The organism is Calidifontibacter indicus (assembly GCF_003386865.1).
GTDB lineage: Bacteria > Actinomycetota > Actinomycetes > Actinomycetales > Dermatophilaceae > Yimella > Yimella indica.
This window is the reverse complement of record NZ_QTUA01000001.1, coordinates 169,200-187,358: the sequence shown is the minus strand read 5'-3', so window position 1 is coordinate 187,358 and position 18,159 is coordinate 169,200. Positions and strand designations below refer to the sequence as shown.

Sequence of the window (18,159 nt, the reverse complement as noted above, 5' to 3'; positions counted from 1 at the left end):
GCGTACCCTTGGGCGCCGTGAGTGAGAAGCCGAGCATGTTCCGGATCATCGCGCTGCGGGTCGCGGCGGCGATGGTGGCAGTCGTGGCGGGCCTGTGCCTCGTGGTGACCGTGCTGGCCGCGATCGTCTGGGCCAAGGGCGGGTCGGACGCCGACGGCATGCCGGCGCTCGCCGGCGGCTTCTTCGCCGGCTTCCTGCTCTGCCTGGCAGCGTTCTGGATGGTGCGTCGTCGCTCGGTGCGGGTGGAAGCCCTGCTCGACGAGCCGGAGCCCGGTCAGGTCGAGGGCACGTAGAGCGACGGCAAGGAGTGCACCCGCCGGCGGTAATGCCAGATCAGATGGGTGTGGCCGGTGATGCGGACGCGTGCCAGCCGGCAGCGTCCGCTGCGGATGTCGTCGAGCACGACCCAGTCGTCGTCGCCCGGATACGGGTGGTCGCGCACCCATTCGACGAACATCTGCGCGTCCCAATTTGCGCTCTGCCCCGAGGTCGTCGCCATGGCGAACTCCGTTGTGCGCGTGCGCCATTCGGGCAGCATTCGGATCTCGGGTCGCACGTGGGTCATGCCGTCGACCCGCTTCATCGCGAGGATGCGACCGGTGTGGCGGGAGCGCAGTTCGTCGAAACCCTCGGGCGTGCGACCGCGCAGCAGTTCGCCGACGACCCCGCTCTGGCGCGCGGCCAGTTCGTCACGAGCCGACACGGGCGACTCCCCGGGCGACGGCGCAGTCGATCCGGTCGAGGTCGTGCAGCACCGCTTCGGCGCGCACGTCGGCGTCCCGTTCGAGCATGATCCCCGGCACCGTTGCGCCGCACGAAACTCGATGTGCCACGTAGGCGCTCAGCAGTTCCGACACCGCGTCGGGCACGGGGTGGGCGTGGGTGTCGATGTAGAGACCGTCGCGTTCGGTGCCGCCGGCGACGTGCACATAGGCGACGGCGTCGAGCGGGAATCGCAGCAGTTCCTCGTGGGCATCGGTGCCACGCGAGACCGCGCTCGCGTGCAGATTGGCCACGTCGAGCACCACCCGGACGCCGGTGCGGCGCACGATCTCGCCGAGGAACTCCGGCTCGTCCAACTCGTCCTCGGGCCAGCTCAGCAGCGCTGCGATGTTCTCGATCGCGAGCGGAACGGACAGCTGCTCCTGCGCGATCTCGATGTTCTCGACGACGACCTCGAGCATCGGCCGGGTGCGCGGCGGCGGCATCAGGTGGCCTGCCTCGAGCACGTCGCCGTGCAACGAATCGGGCGTCTCGGCGGCCCGCACGAACGCCAGGTGTTCGCTCACGAGTGGCGCGTCGAAGAGTGTCGCGAGCTGCGAAAGTCGTTGCAGTCGAGCCGGATCCGGAGTGGAGGCGTCGGCTAGGCCGAGGGTGACGCCGTGCGGGATCACCGTCACCTGCTCGGCCAGCTTCATCAGTGCGGCCGGAGGACGGTCGGGGTCGACGTTCTCGGCGACGACCTCGGTGAACTGCAAGCGCCCCTGCCCGGCGAGGTCTGCGAGCTCGGACGCGATCGGCGCGCGCCACGCGATCGCGGTCCCTCTCGGCATTGGCCTCATGGGTTCGATGGTAAGTCGCGGCGGCTGCCACATGTCGTACGGAGAGATCAGGTGAGGTTTGCCCGAATGCGGGCAGATTCTTGGATTCCCGTGCGAGACGGGTGCACGATCGTCCGGTGCCCGACCAAGAGCTCGTCCGCCGGATCGCCCAGACCACCGGCCTGTCGCCCGCGGAGGCGGCCCGCGTGATCGACGACGTTCTCGCCTGGCACGACGAGACCGTCGAGGACTTCGTGCGGCGTCGCCACCGACATCACCAGACCTACGGCAGACGCAACGACGAGATCTTCGAACTCATCGGCGACGAACTACGGCACGCCCGGTTCGCCGCCCCCGAACTGACCGTGCGCCAGCTGCGGCGCATCGTCTACGGCTGAAGGGAACACAGGAATGTGCGGAATCGTGGGCTATGTCGGCCCCGACCAGGCGGTGCCCGTCATCGTCGAAGGCCTCACCCAACTCGAGTACCGCGGCTACGACTCCGCCGGTCTTGGTGTGCTCACCGCACGCGGGCCGAAGATCGTGCGCGCCGTGGGGCGAGTGCGCGACCTCGAAGCGAAGCTGCCCAAACGGCTGTCGTCGACGATCGGCATCGGGCACACTCGCTGGGCCACCCACGGTCCTGCCACGCAGGCCAACGCCCACCCGCACCAGTCGGACGACGGTCGGATTCTGTTGGTGCACAACGGCATCATCGACAACGCTGCACAACTGCGCGCACGTCTGGTGGCTGAGGGCATCGAGTTCGCGAGCGACACCGACACGGAAGCTCTCGCGCACCTGATCGCCCGGTCGCAAGCGTCGACCCTCGAGGAGCAGGTGCTCGATGCCCTCTCCCAGGTCAGCGGCACCTTCGCCATCGCGGTCGTCGATTCCACCCAGGCCGACCGCATCGTCGTGGCCCGCCGGGGCTCCCCGCTCGTGCTCGGGGTCGGTGACCACGAGATGTTCGTTGCCTCCGACCCGGCGGCGATCGTGCGGCACACGTCCAGCGTGGTGCACCTCGACGACGGTGAGTGCGCCGTCGTCACGGCTGACAGCTTCCGCACCTTCACCGCCGAGTCGTCCGACACGGGCAAGCAGCCGCAGACGGTCGACGCCGAGGCGATCGCGGCTGAAATCGGCGAGCACGCCTCGTTCATGCACAAGGAGATGTTCGAGCAGCCGGAGTCGTTGCGTCGCATGCTCTCCGGACGCCTCGACCATCGGTTCGCGACGGTGCGCCTCGACGGTCTGGGCCTCGACCCACGTGACCTGCGATCGTTCAAACGGGTGAAGGCCATCGGGTGCGGGTCGGCCTACTACATCGGCCAGTTGGGGGCATCGCTGATCGAAGACCTCGCGCGCATCCCGGCCGACGCCGAACCGGCGTCCGAGTTCCGCTACCGCAACCCGATCATCGAGCCCGACACGCTCTACGTCGCGGTGAGCCAGTCGGGCGAGACCGCCGACACGCTGTTCGCCGTGCAGGAGATCCAGCGCAAGGGTGGCCACGTCGTCGGACTGGTGAATGTCGTCGGCTCGTCGATCGCGCGCGCCTGCGGCGGTGGCATCTACCTGCACGCCGGACCCGAGGTGAGCGTCGCCTCGACCAAGGTGTTGACGCACATGGGTGTCGGCTTCGCAATGCTTGCCGTGTTGCTCGGACGTGTTCGCGACCTCTCGCACTCCGACGGCGCACGCATCCTTGCCGGGTTGGAACGCATCCCCGATCAGGTGCGCGAGATCCTCGACCGCGAGGCCGAGATCGGTGCGGTTGCCGATGTCGTTGCCGATGCGACGTCGGTGTTCTTCATCGGACGGGTGCGTGGCTACCCGGTCGCGCGCGAGGGTGCGCAGAAGCTCAAGGAGATCTCGTACCTGCACGCCGAGGCCTACCCCAGTAGCGAGCTGAAGCACGGCCCGTTGGCGCTGATCTCTGCCGAGATGCCGACTGTCGCGATCGTTCCGGACGACGAACTCGTCGACCGCAATATCGGTGCGCTCCACGAGGTTTCGGCACGACAGGGCCCGCTGGTGGTGGTCACCCACGAAGCCGTCGAGATCGACGTCGAGGTCGCCCGCATCGACGTGCCGAAGAACGAGCGCGAACTCGACCCGCTGCTGATGACCGTGCCGTTGCAACTGCTGGCTCATCAGGTGGCCACCCGCCTGGGTCGCGACATCGACCGGCCGCGCAACCTGGCGAAATCGGTCACCGTCGAGTGAGTTGGTGTCGAGCTGCTGTGAGCTGAAGTTGGTGCGGCGGCGGGAGTTGGTTGGGCGAGCGGGAGATGGAACTCCCGCAGGCACGACCAACTCCCGTTACCGCACCAACTCACGACCCCAGTCGCACCGTCGGCCCGCTCCACCGCGACCGCAACCACCGATCGTGGCTGGCCACGAGCACCGTCGCCGGGGCGTCGAGCAGTGCCGCCTCCAGTTCCTCGACCAGCCCGAGCGAGAGGTGGTTGGTCGGCTCGTCGAGCAGCACCAGGTCGGGGCGCCCCGCGATGAGCATCGCCAGCGCGAGGCGCTGCTGCTGGCCGAGGCTGAGCTGTCCGATCGGCCTGCGGGCGTCGCGGGGCGGCAGTAGCCCGAGGGCGTTCAGGCCGGGCTGCGACTCGTCATCGCCGTACGCCTGCAGCGGGGTGAGGTGCGGTTCGGCGAAGCTGATCTCCTGACGAAGGAATCCGATTCGCCGGGCCGACACCTCGAGCGTGCCGTGACCCAGGGCGAGCTCGCCCGCGATCGCCGCGAGCAGGCTCGACTTGCCCGAGCCGTTGGCCCCGGTGATCAGCCAGTGTTCACCGGCGCACACGTCGAGCCGCCCGATCCGGAAGCGACCGGCCACGGCGGCGTCACGCGCCGACACCCACCCCGCGCCGTCGGCCGAGAACGTGCCGCCGAACCGCAGGGTCTTCGGTGGCTTGCTGATGCGCGCCCGCTCGATCGCTGCGATGCGCTGCTCGGCGTTGCGCCGACGCCGCGACACCGTGGCCTGCACCCGCGACCCCTTGAACGCGTAGATGAACTTGTCGCCGTCACTGGCCGGACGGTCGTGGGCCACGTCGAGGTCGGTGGTGCGTGCGGTGACCCGAAGTTCGTTCAACTCCTGCTGTTGCGCCTCGAAGGCCTCCTGCCAGCGCGCCCGGGCCCGCGCCTTCTCGGCGAGGTAGTCGGTGTAGTTGCCGGTGTAGGTGCGGCCGCCTTCGCCGTCGGTGCCGAAGTGGGTGCGGTCGAGGTCGACGATCGAGGTGCACACCGTGTCGAGGAAGGTGCGGTCGTGGCTCGCGGCAACCACGACGCCGCCCATCGATCGCAACTCCTCCTCCAGGAAGGCGAGGGCGCCGTCGTCGAGGTGGTTGGTCGGTTCGTCGAGCAGCACGCAGTCGGGCCGGCGTGCGAGCAGCGCGGCAAGGGCGAGCCGTCCACGCTGCCCACCCGAGAGCGTCCCGACGGGGCGGTCGTGGGGCAACTGCTCGAGACCGAGGAGCGCGGCGGCGCGCTCGGCCCGCGCGGTCGCGGTCCAGGCGTCATGACGGGTGGCCCACGCGAGCACCTCGTCATATCGATCGGCGGCGCCGGGTTGCTCCAATCCGGTTGCCAGCTCTTCGAGTTTGCGCACCGCGGCGTGCAGCGGCGCGAGCGCGTCGTGCAACACCCGGGCGATCGTGTGCTCCGGATCGAGTCCGCCGTCCTGCGCGACGTAGCCCAGATCTGCCGGTGTGTGCACCGCGCCGCGGGTCGGCGGCTCGACACCAGCGGCGAGGCGCAGCAGCGTTGACTTGCCCGAGCCGTTCTCGCCGACCAGCCCGACGCGGTTGCCGGCGGACGCGGTGAGTGAGATGCCGTCGAGGATCCACCGTCCGTCGTAGGTGACGGCGATGTCGTCGAGCAGGAGAGTGGGAGAGCTGGTGGTCATGGAGCCTCGTGAAGGGGTCGGCACGATGCGCCGCCGGGCAGGGCCGCGAGCGGGGCGATGATCCGATCAGTTCTCCATGGCCCGTCCAGTCTGAAGGGTGGGACGGGAGGCAGCCAACCGGTTTTCGGCGGCGCCGGTTGTTACCGGTGGGTAGCAAAGCTGGCTAGCCTTGGGCCGGACGTTCGTGAGGAGAGTCACATGAGTAGTGCAGTCCCCCGCCGGGTCGGCGTCACCGACGTGGCGAAGGGGCTGGTCGGCTTCCTGCCCGACCTGCCGCTGCTCGCCCGGGAAGCGCCCGGGCTCGTGCTGCGCAAGCCGAGCCACACCGCCTCGATCGGCCTGCAGTTCCAGCGCACGGCTCACCGCTATGCCGATCGCGCGTTCCTCAAGGGCGCCGGCCGGGAACTCACCTACCGCGAGGCCAACGAGTTGGTGAACCAGTACGCCCACCTGTTCGGCGAGCGTGGCGTGGGGCGCGGTGACGTCGTCGGCATCAACTCCGCCAACGACGTCGAGAACGTGCTGGTCATGCTCGCCGTCGTGAAGCTCGGCGCCGTCGCCGGTCTTATCAACTACAACCAGCGCGGGGAGGTGCTGGCGCACAGCCTGCGAACCCTCGACGCCGCGCTCGTGGTGATGGCCGACGACCTCGACGAGGAGTTCGCGAGCTCCGGCGAGATCGCCACGCAACAGCAGGTGATCCACTACAGCGAACTGCCCTCGCTCGTGCAGGGCCGCCCCGCCGACGACCCCGCCGTCGTGAACCAGGTGAGGGCGAAGGAACGCGCCCTGCTGATCTTCACCTCGGGCACCACCGGCATGCCCAAGGCGTCGGTGATGACGCACTACCGCTGGTTGAAGTCCTACTCCGGCCTAGGGGCGCTCGGGGTGCGGCTGCGCCCGACGGACACGCTCTACTGCGCCCTTCCGCTCTACCACAACAACGCGGTGACCGTCGCCCTCGGTGCGGTGCTCGCCGCGGGGGCTGCGATGGCCGTCGCGCCGAAGTTCTCCGCCAGCAGGTTCTGGGACGAATGCCGCACCTACGACGCCACGGCGTTCGTCTACATCGGCGAACTGTGCCGCTATCTGCTCGCCCAGCCCGAGCGGTCGGACGACCGCGACCACAACATCCGGGTGATCGTCGGCAACGGCTTGCGGCCGGACATCTGGGACCAGTTCCAGCAGCGGTTCGGCATCGGTCGTATCGCGGAGTTCTACGGCGCGTCCGAGTGCAACATCGCCTTCATCAACGCGTTCAACATCGGGCAGACCGCCGGCACCTGCCCGCTGCCCTACAAGGTCGTGGCCTACGACCCCGAGACCGGTGCGGCCACCCGCGACGACGCCGGACGCCTCGCGACGGTGAAAACGGGCGAGGTCGGGCTGCTGATCAGCAAGGTCACCGACCGCGCGCCGTTCGACGGCTACACCGACGACGCCGCCACCGAGAAGAAGCTGCTGCGCAACGGATTCAAGGACGGCGACTGCTGGTTCGACACCGGTGATCTGGTGCGCAATCAGGGGCTCACGCACGTTGCGTTCGTCGACCGGCTGGGCGACACCTTCCGCTGGAAGGGCGAGAACGTCGCCACCACCGAGGTGGAGGCCGCGCTCGCCCGCGCACCCCAGGTGGCCGACTCCACCGTCTACGGCGTCGACGTGCCGGGTTGCGACGGCAAGGCGGGCATGGCCGCGATCGTGCTCGCCGACAGCGAGACCTTCGACGGTGCGGTGCTCGCCGACCACGTGCGCAGCGAGTTGCCGGCACACGCCCGGCCGCTGTTCGTGCGGGTGGTGGAGGCCCTCGAACACACCTCCACCTTCAAGTCGCGCAAGGTCGAGCTGCGTGACCTCGGGTTCGCCGCCGGCGACGAGGCCGTGCACGTGCTCACCAAGGACAAGGGGTATGTGCCCGCCTACGACGGCTACGTCGACGAGATCGTCGCCGGCACCGCGGGCTGACCGAACTCGAGACACGACAAGCCGGCCCCGGGTGATCGCCCGGGGCCGGCTGCCGTTTTCGGTCGCAGCGGAAGGGGTCAGCGCGCCGCGACGGTGTGTGCGAAGGGGTGTGCAGTGCTGCGCGCGCTCGCCGTGGAGACCGACTTGCCGGCTGGCTTCAAGCCGCAGTCGCGCTTGCCGTCACCGTCGTGATCGGCCCGGTTTCCCTGCGCCGCAGCGGTGTTCACCTTCTTGGCGGTGAGCGGAGCCGGGCGTGAACTGCTGCGTGCCGGTGCGCCGTGCGTCCGGTCGGCGTCGCGAGTGGTCGACGGGGTGGATGAACCCGTCGACGTGGTGCCGGCTGTCGTCGTGCCCGTGCTCGTCGAGGTGCCGGTGGCCGACCCCGTCGAGCCGGTCGAACCGGTCGAGCCGGTCGAGCCGGTCGAACCGGTCGACCCGGTCGAGCCGGCCGAGCCGGTCGAGCCCGTCGACGTGGTCGACACCGCGCCGAGGGACGCCCAGCACGACTGCGACGCGGCCCACGGTGCGGTGCCCTGCGCGTTGTAGAGCTCGATCGCCGCGGCGTCCTGCACCGACGCGGGCGCCGACTTCGCTGTGGCGTAGCCGGCGCTTGCCGACAGCGACTGCCAGGTGCTGGTGAGGAACTGGTAGGCGCCCGACGCGGAGCTGCTGGGGTTCTGGGCCTGGTAGTTGTTGCCGCTCTCGCAGTAGCGGATCTTCGCGAGCACGTCGGGCACGGTGGCCGCCTGGGCGGGCGCTGCCGCTGCGGCGACGCCGAGCAGGGCGAGGCCGACGGTGCCGCCGATCGCGGCGCGGCGCCAGGGGAGCGTCCGCTTCGTGGTGTCCTTCATGGTGGTGTCCTTACTCTCGTAGGTTCTGGGGACGGTGACGAGGGTGCACTCGCGCAGATGTCCGTTCTCTGATGACTTCCTGCGCGGGTGTACACGTGGCACCAACGGCGTCCACAGTGATCGGACAGTCCGTCTTCCTACCGTCGCGGCCATGAAACTGCTCGTCCTGGACCGATCCGGCGCCGTCGGCCCGCGCCTGCACGCCTCGCTGGAGAATCGCGGCTACGAGGTCGACAGCACTTCCGAGTCGTCGATTGCGCTGTGGCACAGCGGAATCGGGAATATCGATGCGGTCGTTATCTGCTGCGATCGACCCGGACTCGACGACCTCGCCAAGGTCGCCGAGCTCGGCGGCAACCCCGACCGCATCCCCGTCGTGGTGCTCGTTGCGGCCGCCGACGACACCGACGTCGTGCGGGTGCTCGACGCCGGCGCCGACGACCTGTTGTGTTCGCCGGTGAGCGCCCGTGAGTTCGATGCGCGGCTGCGGGCGATCGTGCGACGGGCAACTCCGCGGGCCGGTCCGTCGCTCGAGGTGGGCACCCTCCGCCTCGAACCGCAGGAGCGCCGGGCCTGGCGCGACGACCACGAACTCGAGCTCTCACCAAGGGAATTCGACCTGCTCGAGGTGTTCATGCGACACCCCGGCAGGTTGCTCACCCGCGAGTTCCTGCTCGACGGCGTCTGGGACATCGCCTATCTGGGCCGCTCGAACGTGGTCGACCAGGGCGTCAGTCATGTGCGCCGCAAGATCGACCGTCCGTTCGGGCGCGACGATCTGCAGACCGTCCGCGGTGCCGGGTATCGCCTGCGGGCGAGCTGAACATCGAAGGCCCCTCCGCCTGCTGGGGCGGAGGGGCCTGATTTTCGATGACCGGACGGAGCCGAAGGAGAAGACGGCATCGGCCGGTGGCTATGGGTCAGACGGCGCGCAAAGTGCCGTCGCTACCGACCCGGTAGCTGATCGACCTCCCGTCACGGCGTGGCAGGTCGATGGGGGAGACGGCCGAGACGGCGGGCGCCGGGGAGACGACTGCGTAGTTGGTCGTCTTCACCCCGGCTGCCTCGGCCTGGGCGGCCGGCATGACCGACGCCCCGACGAGTGCGACGGAGGTCGCGGCAAGAACACCGCGCCAGACGCGCTTCGAGGTGGACAGTGAGTTGGTGGCTGCGGTGTTCATGAAGAAGAGACTGCCGACGGTGTCTATGCACTTCCTGTGCGAAGACTACGACTGCGCGATGCGCGTTTTCAGCGTCCTTGCGCGGCGTCCGAGTTCGCCGGGGGAGTCAGCTCTCGACGAACGGGGTGACCTGCCGAACACCGCGGCCGACCGATTTGGCGCCCGCCTTGGTCGCTGAGGTCAGGCCCTGGGTGAGCAAGGTCAGGCCGGCACCGACGAGCCAGACGTCCTTCGCCACGCCGGTACCTTCCTGGGTCGGACGGATGCCGTCGGACTGGGTCATGCCAGGGGTCTTGAGGTACATCCGAACCAGACTCGCGCCGAAGCCGGTAAGCGCCGCGCCGGCGACAACAGGGGAGACCATCGGAGCAAGAAGCAGCGCACCGACTCCAATTTCGCTGTAGGACAGCACCTTTGAGAACGTCTTCGGGTCCATCGAGTCGAAGACGCCGGGGTAGGCGGTCTTCGCGCCGTTGTGCAGAAACGCGGCCGTACCCTCGTCGACCTTCAGCTTGCCGACCCCGGAGTTGAGGATGAAGGCGCCGGTGGTGACGCGCAGCGGCATCTGTGTCAGGTTCATGGACTACTCCTCATGGTGGATGACTGGACAACAAAAACACTAGATCTCAGACGCTTGTCGATGGCGCTTCGGGCAGCGTGATCCGAGGCGCACGTCGACCATGGCCTGGCAGGTGCCGACCCCGAAGTGCCCGGACGCCGGGAGGTGCTCGCCGCCTGCCGCGCCGCAGACCCGTTAATCCTGGGCTTCGCCGAGGCGCGCTTCGGGCGTGAGCTCGGCGCGGAGACCGCCGCCGGTCGCAGCCCGGGCAAGAGCGCGACCCAGCGCCGGTGCCTGCTTGAACAGATTGTGACCGGCCACAAAGAAGACAGAGCCTGCCTCCCACACGGCCACGCCGTCCTCACTCCAGGGGAGGTCGGTCACCCAGCAGTGAAGGAAGTCGCGCGGCTCTGGGTGGAGACCGAGCAGCGCCCGTGTCACGTATTCGCGTGCGCGTTCGTCCAGCGATCGAATCGCCGCCGGGTCGATGAAAGTTCCGTCGTCGCGGACGCCGACGGTGTCGCTGAGTCCGACCGAATAGCTGCTGTTGCCCGGTAGCGGCGTCGCGTAGACGCCGACTTCGCCGAAGACGCCGCTGCTGTCCTGCAGGCACGCGACTCGTGCCGGGGCGGCGGCTTTCACGTCGAAGGTCAGCCGGACGTGTGCGGCAAGGCGAACCGGCAGCGACAGGCCGACGCTGCGGGCCAGGCGGGCGGTTTCGCGGCCGGCGCACACGACCACCTTGGAGTGGACAGCCCGGTCGGTGACGCTGCGCACCTCGACCGTCCCGTCGGCGCGGGGATCGATCGAGATGACCTCACCAGTGGTGATCGCATCTGCGAGGGCACCCGTGAGTGCCGTGATCGCGGCGCGGGTGCGGATCGCGCCGCCCGAGTCGTCAAGCACCGCCGGCCCCGAGTACCCAGCGAGCAGCGGCATCCGTTGGGCGACCTCGGCCGCGTCGATCTCGCGTGCTTCTACGCCGCCGACCTGATCCAGCACGCGCAGCCGCGCCAGGGCGCTGTCTCCGATCGCCACGACACCGTCTGATGAGACCAGCTCGACGTCGAAGTGTTCGGCCCACTCATCCCATACGCCGCGGCTTTCGCGCGCGAAAGTGACGAGTCGGGGGTCGTCGTGAGCATGCCGGAAGATCCGCGACTCGCCTGCGGACTGACCCGTCCCGGGCAGACCAGCCTCGTACAAGCGCACCGGCACGCCCTGCTCTCGCAGCGCGTACGCCGTCGACAGACCGACGATCCCGCCCCCGATCACTGCTACCTCGGGTGAACGCGTCGTGGCAACGCCGTCGTCAGTTCCTGTCATCGCGGTTCCTCGATCTATTGGTGATTTGCGATAGGCCGCAGAAGAAGGGGCCGCTGCCACGACGTCAGCGGGCTGTGTAAGCCCGAAGTCACCGCGTGCAGCGACCCCTCCTGTCTGGGCCGGTACTCCCGGTCTGTGGTGTCAGGCGGGGAGTTTGGAGCCCAGTACGTCGAGCTTCTCGATCGTCGGTTCGGAGAACAACGTGCCGGTCTGCTCGCCGAGAGCTACCGCAACAGGGCCGGACAGGTGGGCGTCACGTCCGGCGTCGTCGGGGAACACGTCGAAGATCCCGAACGAGGTCGGCCCGAGGCGGATCGCGAACCACGCGGTGGTCGCCTGCTCGTCCTCGACAAGCGCACGGCCGCTGTCAAGGAACTCCTTCACGTCGTCCTCCTTGCCGGGCAACGCGTCAAACCTGACCAGCAATCCCTTGGTCACACTCATGACTTCTCCTCTTCCTTTGTGGTGCCTGCGAGTTGGGACACGATCGCCTCGGAGAACGCCGACAGGTCCTCCGGTGAGCGGCTGGTGATGAGATTCTTGTCGATCACCACGTCCTGGTCGACGACGTCGGCTCCGGCGTTGCGCAGGTCGGTGCGAATGCTCGGGTACGACGTCAGGGTGCGACCCGCGGCCACGCCGGCCTCGATCAACGTCCACGGCCCGTGACAGATCGCCGCCACTGGCTTGCCGCTCTCGACGAAGTCGCGGACGAAGGAAACGGCGTCCTCGTCGACCCGGAGCTGGTCGGGGTTCACCGTGCCGCCGGGAAGCAGCAGGGCGTCGTAGTCGCCCACCGAGGCGTCGGCGACCAGCCCGTCGACGGTGAATGTGCCCGCTTCATCCAAGTCGTTCTCACGGGCCTTGATCTCGCCGTCGTGGATCGAGAGGACCTCGGTCTGAGCGCCCGCGCGGTCCAGTACTTCGCGGGGTTGCTCGAGCTCAACGCGTTCGACGCCGTCGGCGGCGAGGATCGCGACCCTCTTGCCCTGAAGATCTACTGCCATATCAGTTTGCCTTCTTCCGTTTCACATGCCGGGCTTGATGACGACCTTGGTCCAACCCTTGGACCTGGAGTCGAAGTTCCTGTAGGCGTCGGCAGCCTGGTCCAGGGAGATCTCGTGGGAGACGATCCAGGACGGCTTCGCCTTGTCAGCCGCGATGAGGTCTCGCAGCCGGCGGTTGTACCTCTTGACCGGGCACTGGCCGTTGCCCATGGTCTGTCCCTTGAACCAGTGGGTGCCGAAGTCGATGGCCGCCTTGCCCTGCTTGGCCAATTCGCTCTTGGCCCCCGGGTCCTCGGGGACGAACACGCCGACGGTGCCGATCCCGCCGGTGAACCGGACCGAGTTGATGAGCATGTTCAAGGTGGCAGCCGGGTCTTCGTTGCCCTCAGGGTCGTGGGCCTGGTAGCCGACACACTCGCAGCCACGGTCGGCTCCGAGCCCCATGGTCTCGTCCAGCACAGCCTGCACGGGGTCGACCTTGGAGTCGTCGATGGCGATCGCTCCGATCTGCTCGGCCAGCGCGAGGCGGTCAGGGTGGCGATCGACCACCATCACCTTTGCGGCGCCCTTGATCGTCGCGGACAGGGCGGCCATGAGTCCCACGGGGCCGGCCCCGGCGATCACGACGCTGTCGCCCGGGATCACGCCGGCCATCTCGGTGGCGTGGTAGCCGGTGGGGAAGATGTCGGAGAGCATGACGTAGTCGTTCTCCTTGTCCTGCGCGTCTTCACCCAGGCGCAGCGCGTTGTGGTCGCCGAAGGGCACCCGGAGCAGTTCTGCCTGCCCGCCGCCGTACGGGCCCATTTCGGCGAAGCCGTAGGCCGCACCGGCGGCCGACGGGTCAGGTTGCGTTGTCAGGCAGTAGTTCGTGAGCCCGCGCTCGCAGTTCTTGCAGAACCCGCACGAGATGTTGAAGGGCAGCACGACCCGGTCGCCCACCTTGATCTTCTCTACTCCCTTGCCGATCTCCACCACCTCTCCCATGTTTTCGTGGCCGAACGTCCGGCCCTTCTCGAAGGAGGTGCGCCCCTCGTACATGTGCAGGTCCGAGCCGCAGATGTTGGTCGTTGTGATCTTGACCAGCACATCGGTGGGCCGTTCGATCTCGGCGTCCGGAACGTCCGTGACCGCGACATCTTTGGGTCCCTGATAGACGACAGCCTTCATGGCGAATCTCCAATCGTTGTGTCGGTGACTCCGACCTGTCCACACTCGTCGCCGACCACCGGGAAGTCATGGGCGCACCAGGCCAAAGTCCCGGGGCACGGTTTGGGTCGAGTGCACAACTCCCCGCGGGTGGGTGTGCTGGGCGAGGGGTACGGTGAGCGCGACGCTGCCCCCGAGAGTTGATGAGGACCGATGAGCTCGCACGGATTCGGACTGGATCCCGGGATACATCCGTGCTGCATGTACCGAGGCGTCGCGGCTCAGCGCGACGACCTGTGGGGTAAGTACGGAACAGGGGGATCCCGGGCGGGCCGGCCAGGGATCAAGAGATGACCGTCTGCGAGCCCGCCACAACCGGAACCGTTGTGTCAACCGGTGAGCTGGATCTGCGGCGTGCCCTCACCGGCCTCGAGGGGCTGCTGGTGATGTCCATGGCGATGATGCAACGTCACGACGTGGACGAGGTCATCAACGTCCTGAACGGTGAGGTCGAGTCGGTGACCGGCTGCCAGTTGGTTCACGTCACCTTCCAGCGGGACCGGGAGTGGATCACCCTGCCCCCCGGGGAGCCAACGAAGCCGGCGGAACCGAGCCCCTCAACCGGTGAACGGGTATTCGTGCAGGACAACGGCGACTCCTGGACGTCGACGACGGCTGTGGCGGTCGTGAACGGCGCCCCGGGCCAACTGGTCCTTCGCAGCTTCGCCCGGCCCGACTCCGAACAAATGTTCGTCATCGAACGGTTGGGCGATCTCCTCGGGACGGCGCTCGCGGACGCGCAGGTGCACGAGCGCCACCGCCGACGCGCCCACGAACTCGATGCAGCCAATAACGAGATGGCGCGCACCGTCGCGGCGCTGCAGCACCGTGAGGGGGTGCTTGAGGAGTTCGCCCGACTGTCCACGACCGGGACTGAGCTCGACGTGGCCACCTCACTCAGCCGGCTCACAGGCTCCGCTGTCGTGCTGCGGGACAGATTCGGGCACGAGACGACCCGGATCACGGTTGCCGGCCGGTACCAACCGGTCCTCGAGCGAACCTCGCTCGAGGAGGTCATCGGCGGACGCCCCGAACTCGGCACGATCGAACTGGAGGTACCACCGGACAAAGACCGAGGCGACGCATCATTCGCTCTGCGGTACGCGGGCGTCGCACTGGGGCTGCTGAGGGCTAAGGCCGCAGCGATGAATGAACTGGAGAACCGACTGAGTCGAGACCTCCTCGACGACCTTCTTGGAGGGCTCCCGGCCGCCGTTGCCGTGGACCGGGCTTCCGCTCAGGGCCACGACCTTGGCGTTCCGCACGACCTGATCGTGTGCGCGTGGTCCTCCGAGCGGGGTCACGGCGGGCACGACCGCGACGTCGATCACCTCCGGATGGCCATGGCTCGTCAGGGACTGCCCTGCTTGGTCGTCTGGAACCGGGGACTGGTCGTCGCCCTCGCCCATCGAGGTGTCGACATGGGCCGCTTGTTCAACGACTTGTCGCGCGCCTACGGCGACACCAACGGTGTGATCGCCAAGGGGGAGCCGGCCAACTCGCCGGAACAGATCCCACGTGCGTATGAGCAAGCCCAACGAGCTCTCAGGGCTCGTCAGCAGTCCCACAGTCCGTATGGCTTCATCGCCTACGCCGACTTGGGAGTAGATCGGCTGCTCGCCCTCGACGGCAACGCTGAGGAAGTCGAGCGCCTCATCAGGGACTGGCTCGGCGACCTATTGATCTACGACCGTCGCCACGGCACCGAGCTCGTCCCCACGCTGGCGGCCTACCTTGACCACGGGGGCAAGTACGCCGACACGGCAACGACGCTCACCATCCACCGCAACACACTGCGCTACCGAATCAGCCGCATCACCGAGATCTCGGGCCACGACCTCAACGACGTCGAGACACAACTCAACCTCCACCTGGCGACACGCGCGTGGCGACTGCGCCGTGCCTCCGTCGGCGAGCCCCCGCGAAACGCCGTCCGGTGAGGTAGTCCCAAGCCGTAGTTGCGAGAGTCTGCGCGGCGATGGCACCGGACGATCAGGAGTCGTCGACCGGGCCGATCGCCGGGTGGTGCCAGAGTTCCCAGCTGGTGTGCAGCAAGCAGACGAGGGTCAGCCCGGCGAGCGCCGCCAAAGCTGGCGCCACCACCGCGACCGGGATCAGCGAAGCAGCCCCCACTGCGGCCACCAGGCGACTGGTGGCGAGCTGGTGGTGGTCGCGCCATCGGTAGGCGACGTCGCCGACGTAGAACATCGCGACGCCACCGGTGAGGGCGACGGCCGTCACAACGCTCGGCCGCGCAAGAGCGGCTTCGGCGCCAGCGTCTACCCCGACGATCGCCTCACCCAGCGCGATGATGATGATCAGCCCACGTTGTTGTAGAGCAAACCGAGAGCGGGCACGGCCACCTCGCGCTCGGCGGTCGGGTCGTCGCGACCGGGACGCCGGCCGGCATCGCGCAGGCCGACGTGACCGCGCCCTACCTCGCGCGGACATGAAGCTAACTGCGGTCGCCGCTGGGCACGTCGACAAGGATGACAACATGACCGTCTACCTCGCTTGGACCTCGGAAGACCTGGCCGACCTAGCCGACCTGGAGGGGCCGTGGCATGAAGGGATGCTCATTGCCCCGGGACTTATCGCCGTGGACAGCACTGAATCGCTGTCAGCCGTATATCACGCCATCAAGTGGTCCCTACGACGTGAGGCTTCGCTCATCGTGGTCCCCGTGCACCAGACGCCCAAGTCGCGGGGCATGGCCGTCGGAACTACTACCTGGTTGCGTGAGCGGACCCCGAGGCAACCGACCGGCGCGAGTGAGCAGGCCTGACTTCATCTGAACGATCGCCACTGCGTTGACGGAGCCACACCGGACTCCTTACCCAGGCGCCAGTGTTCCAACGCGGCCCGTGTCACCCGCCCGTAGCCCCGGCGATCGCGAGGTCGACGAGCTCGACGAGCCGCCGCTCGACGGTCCCGCGGCTTGCCCGCGCCGTCCGGGTCCGGTTCAGCTCGAGGATCGCCCCGGCGACGATGAGCCGGGCCGCCGCCTCGGCGCGCTCGGCGCCGGCGTCCTCGTGCAGGGTCCGTGCGATCTCCCGCTCGAGGCTCGCGACGAGCTCGATGACCTCGCCGCGGTGGGGACCCTCGGTGCCGAAGAGGAGCTCACGGGCGATGGCCGCGCTCGTGTCGGGGTCCTGCAAGGCCCGGGTCGCTAGCGGCTCGAGGAGCTGGCGGACACGCGCGGCCGGGGCCTGCCGGCCGGTCCGGGAGCGCAGCACCGCGGGGATCGTGTCGGCGTACTCGTCGGCGACGACCATCATGAGCAGCTCGGCCTTCGAGGCGGCGTACTGGAAGACGGTACCGACGGCCACGTCGGCGCGGTCGGCGACCTGCACGACGGTCATGCGCTCGAAGCCGTTCTCGCGCAACAATTCTCGGGCGGCTCCCAGGATGCGGGCGCGCTTGTCCGCCTTCGCCCGCTCCCGCCGTCCGAGGGCCGGCGACTGCGCCCGGTCAGGGTCGGCGGATGTGATCTTCGGCATCCCTTCATCGTAGCGGGGTACAAATTTGAAGGGCGTTCATGTTTGAATGAATTACACGAATCGACAAGGAGCACTCCATGGCCACGATGACCGCTGTCCGCGCCGACCTCCAGGCACACACCGTCTCCGTCGAGGAGGTGCCCGTCCCCACGCCCGGCCCCGGTGAGATCCGCATCGCCGTCAAGGCCGCCGGCGTCTGCCTCTCGGACGTCCACCTCGTCGAGGGAACCATCTCGCCGCTCTTCCTCGACGGGCACGTGGTGACCCTCGGCCACGAGGTCGCCGGCGTCGTCGACGCGCTCGGGCCCGACACGCACGGCCCGGAGGTCGGCAGCCGAGTGCTCCTCCAGGGCGGGCACCGGACCCGCGAGGGACGCGTCCTCACCCGCGGCGTCGACTACGACGGCGGCTATGCCGACTACGCCGTGGCCCGCGCCGAGACGGTCGTCCCGATCCCGGACAGCCTCCCCTTCGAGCAGGCCGCGATCATCCCGGACGCGATCTCGACGCCCTGGGCAGCGGTGAGAACGACTGCGCACGTCCACGCCGGTGAGGCCGTCGGCGTCTGGGGTCTCGGCGGACTCGGCACGCACGCCGTCCAGCTGCTCCGGATGAGCGGGGCCGCCCCGATCATCGCCGTCGACCCGATCGAGGCCGCGCGCGACCGCGCCGTCGCCCTCGGAGCCGACGCCGTCGCCTCCCCGGACGAGGCGCCCGAGGTCATCGCACGCCTCGCCCCGGCCGGCCTCGACGCAGCCTTCGACTTCGCCGGAGTCGGCCCGGTCCGGACCCAGGCGCTGCGCGCCCTCGGGGTGCACGGCCGGCTCGTCGTCGTCGGTCTCGCCGGCAAGGGCTTCGAGATCGAGAGTGACACCGCGTTCGCCTGCAAGGGCCAGGCCGTCCTCGGCCACTACGGCAGCGAGGGCAAGCACGTCCTCGAGCTCGTCCACCTCCTCGAGCACCAGCGGCTGGACTTCTCGACGAGCGTCACCCAGACCTTCCCCCTCGACCAGGCGCCCGAGGTCATCGACCGGCTCGAGCGCAAGGAGGGCAACCCGATCCGCTTCGTCCTCATCCCCTGAGCCCTGCCTCGGCAGA

Annotated in this window: 21 protein-coding genes; 8 read left to right on the top strand and 13 right to left on the bottom strand. The window is 68.5% G+C overall.

Translation table 11 applies throughout. The annotated features are described in order from the left end of the window. Positions 1 to 17: 17 nt before the first annotated feature. Entirely contained in the window at positions 18 to 293 is a 276-nt protein-coding gene (locus DFJ65_RS00860) for a hypothetical protein (protein WP_115921378.1), read from the top strand. On the opposite strand, the gene DFJ65_RS00855 is transcribed toward DFJ65_RS00860, so the two are convergent. Continuing rightward, positions 275 to 703 carry an SCO6045 C-terminal-like domain-containing protein gene (locus DFJ65_RS00855; RefSeq protein WP_115921377.1) on the bottom strand — a complete coding sequence of 143 codons (429 nt, stop codon included), beginning with the start codon at positions 701 to 703 and terminating at the stop codon, positions 275 to 277. The genes DFJ65_RS00860 and DFJ65_RS00855 overlap by 19 nt on opposite strands. Beyond that, positions 690 to 1,553 (bottom strand): MbnB/TglH/ChrH family RiPP precursor modification enzyme, encoded by an 864-nt coding sequence (locus DFJ65_RS00850; protein WP_115921376.1) that lies wholly within the window; start codon positions 1,551 to 1,553, stop codon positions 690 to 692. Before DFJ65_RS00850 ends, DFJ65_RS00855 begins: the two co-directional genes overlap by 14 nt. Before the next feature lie 125 nt (positions 1,554 to 1,678). On the opposite strand from DFJ65_RS00850, the gene DFJ65_RS00845 reads away from it, so the two are divergent. Further along, the gene (locus DFJ65_RS00845; protein WP_211308326.1) at positions 1,679 to 1,939 is read left to right on the top strand and encodes an HU family DNA-binding protein; all 261 of its coding nucleotides are present in this window, start codon (positions 1,679 to 1,681) and stop codon (positions 1,937 to 1,939) included. Positions 1,940 to 1,952: 13 nt separating this feature from the next. Further along, positions 1,953 to 3,770 carry a glutamine--fructose-6-phosphate transaminase (isomerizing) gene (glmS, locus tag DFJ65_RS00840; RefSeq protein ID WP_115921374.1) on the top strand — a complete coding sequence of 606 codons (1,818 nt, stop codon included), beginning with the start codon at positions 1,953 to 1,955 and terminating at the stop codon, positions 3,768 to 3,770. Positions 3,771 to 3,879: 109 nt separating this feature from the next. Here the strand turns inward: glmS and DFJ65_RS00835 are convergent, their stop codons facing one another. Then, positions 3,880 to 5,466 (bottom strand): ABC-F family ATP-binding cassette domain-containing protein, encoded by a 1,587-nt coding sequence (locus DFJ65_RS00835; RefSeq protein ID WP_115921373.1) that lies wholly within the window; start codon positions 5,464 to 5,466, stop codon positions 3,880 to 3,882. Positions 5,467 to 5,664: 198 nt separating this feature from the next. Here DFJ65_RS00835 and DFJ65_RS00830 point away from each other — a divergent pair, with 198 nt between their 5' ends. Next, positions 5,665 to 7,431 (top strand): long-chain-acyl-CoA synthetase, encoded by a 1,767-nt coding sequence (locus DFJ65_RS00830; RefSeq protein ID WP_115921372.1) that lies wholly within the window; start codon positions 5,665 to 5,667, stop codon positions 7,429 to 7,431. Positions 7,432 to 7,508: 77 nt separating this feature from the next. Here DFJ65_RS00830 and DFJ65_RS18210 read toward each other — a convergent pair whose 3' ends face one another. Beyond that, entirely contained in the window at positions 7,509 to 8,282 is a 774-nt protein-coding gene (locus tag DFJ65_RS18210; RefSeq protein ID WP_115921371.1) for a transglycosylase family protein, read from the bottom strand. A 151-nt stretch (positions 8,283 to 8,433) separates the two neighbouring features. On the opposite strand from DFJ65_RS18210, the gene DFJ65_RS00820 reads away from it, so the two are divergent. Continuing rightward, positions 8,434 to 9,105: a response regulator transcription factor gene (locus DFJ65_RS00820; protein ID WP_115921370.1), complete on the top strand. Its 672-nt coding sequence runs from the start codon at positions 8,434 to 8,436 to the stop codon at positions 9,103 to 9,105. Between the two features lie 97 nt (positions 9,106 to 9,202). On the opposite strand, the gene DFJ65_RS00815 is transcribed toward DFJ65_RS00820, so the two are convergent. The 7 genes from DFJ65_RS00815 to DFJ65_RS17285 form a co-directional block, all read right to left on the bottom strand. Continuing rightward, positions 9,203 to 9,463: a hypothetical protein gene (locus tag DFJ65_RS00815; RefSeq protein ID WP_115921369.1), complete on the bottom strand. Its 261-nt coding sequence runs from the start codon at positions 9,461 to 9,463 to the stop codon at positions 9,203 to 9,205. 106 nt (positions 9,464 to 9,569) lie between these two features. Continuing rightward, complete coding sequence (locus tag DFJ65_RS00810) at positions 9,570 to 10,043, bottom strand: hypothetical protein (RefSeq protein WP_115921368.1); 474 nt, start codon at positions 10,041 to 10,043, stop codon at positions 9,570 to 9,572. 174 nt (positions 10,044 to 10,217) lie between these two features. Beyond that, positions 10,218 to 11,297 carry an NAD(P)/FAD-dependent oxidoreductase gene (locus DFJ65_RS00805; RefSeq protein ID WP_115921367.1) on the bottom strand — a complete coding sequence of 360 codons (1,080 nt, stop codon included), beginning with the start codon at positions 11,295 to 11,297 and terminating at the stop codon, positions 10,218 to 10,220. Between the two features lie 192 nt (positions 11,298 to 11,489). Then, positions 11,490 to 11,792, bottom strand: a complete 303-nt coding sequence (locus DFJ65_RS00800; protein ID WP_075818624.1) for a putative quinol monooxygenase — start codon at positions 11,790 to 11,792, stop codon at positions 11,490 to 11,492. After that, positions 11,789 to 12,355 carry a type 1 glutamine amidotransferase domain-containing protein gene (locus tag DFJ65_RS00795; RefSeq protein WP_115921366.1) on the bottom strand — a complete coding sequence of 189 codons (567 nt, stop codon included), beginning with the start codon at positions 12,353 to 12,355 and terminating at the stop codon, positions 11,789 to 11,791. Before DFJ65_RS00795 ends, DFJ65_RS00800 begins: the two co-directional genes overlap by 4 nt. A gap of 21 nt (positions 12,356 to 12,376) precedes the next feature. Continuing rightward, positions 12,377 to 13,522, bottom strand: coding sequence for a glutathione-independent formaldehyde dehydrogenase (locus tag DFJ65_RS00790; protein WP_115921365.1), 1,146 nt, complete (start codon positions 13,520 to 13,522; stop codon positions 12,377 to 12,379). A 368-nt stretch (positions 13,523 to 13,890) separates the two neighbouring features. Continuing rightward, a complete protein-coding gene (locus DFJ65_RS17285) occupies positions 13,891 to 14,043 on the bottom strand; it encodes a hypothetical protein (RefSeq protein WP_170143948.1) in 153 nt (50 codons plus the stop codon). Positions 14,044 to 14,247: 204 nt separating this feature from the next. Here DFJ65_RS17285 and DFJ65_RS00785 point away from each other — a divergent pair, with 204 nt between their 5' ends. Continuing rightward, a complete protein-coding gene (locus DFJ65_RS00785) occupies positions 14,248 to 15,501 on the top strand; it encodes a PucR family transcriptional regulator (RefSeq protein ID WP_147301261.1) in 1,254 nt (417 codons plus the stop codon). Between the two features lie 52 nt (positions 15,502 to 15,553). Here the strand turns inward: DFJ65_RS00785 and DFJ65_RS17280 are convergent, their stop codons facing one another. Continuing rightward, the gene (locus tag DFJ65_RS17280; protein ID WP_170143947.1) at positions 15,554 to 15,802 is read right to left on the bottom strand and encodes a hypothetical protein; all 249 of its coding nucleotides are present in this window, start codon (positions 15,800 to 15,802) and stop codon (positions 15,554 to 15,556) included. Positions 15,803 to 16,058: 256 nt separating this feature from the next. Here DFJ65_RS17280 and DFJ65_RS00775 point away from each other — a divergent pair, with 256 nt between their 5' ends. Further along, complete coding sequence (locus DFJ65_RS00775) at positions 16,059 to 16,346, top strand: hypothetical protein (RefSeq protein WP_115921362.1); 288 nt, start codon at positions 16,059 to 16,061, stop codon at positions 16,344 to 16,346. An 82-nt stretch (positions 16,347 to 16,428) separates the two neighbouring features. On the opposite strand, the gene DFJ65_RS00770 is transcribed toward DFJ65_RS00775, so the two are convergent. Continuing rightward, positions 16,429 to 17,061 carry a TetR/AcrR family transcriptional regulator gene (locus DFJ65_RS00770; RefSeq protein ID WP_115921361.1) on the bottom strand — a complete coding sequence of 211 codons (633 nt, stop codon included), beginning with the start codon at positions 17,059 to 17,061 and terminating at the stop codon, positions 16,429 to 16,431. A gap of 77 nt (positions 17,062 to 17,138) precedes the next feature. Between DFJ65_RS00770 and DFJ65_RS00765 the strand changes: the two genes are divergently transcribed. Further along, entirely contained in the window at positions 17,139 to 18,143 is a 1,005-nt protein-coding gene (locus DFJ65_RS00765) for a zinc-binding dehydrogenase (RefSeq protein WP_115921360.1), read from the top strand. Positions 18,144 to 18,159 lie beyond the last annotated feature (16 nt).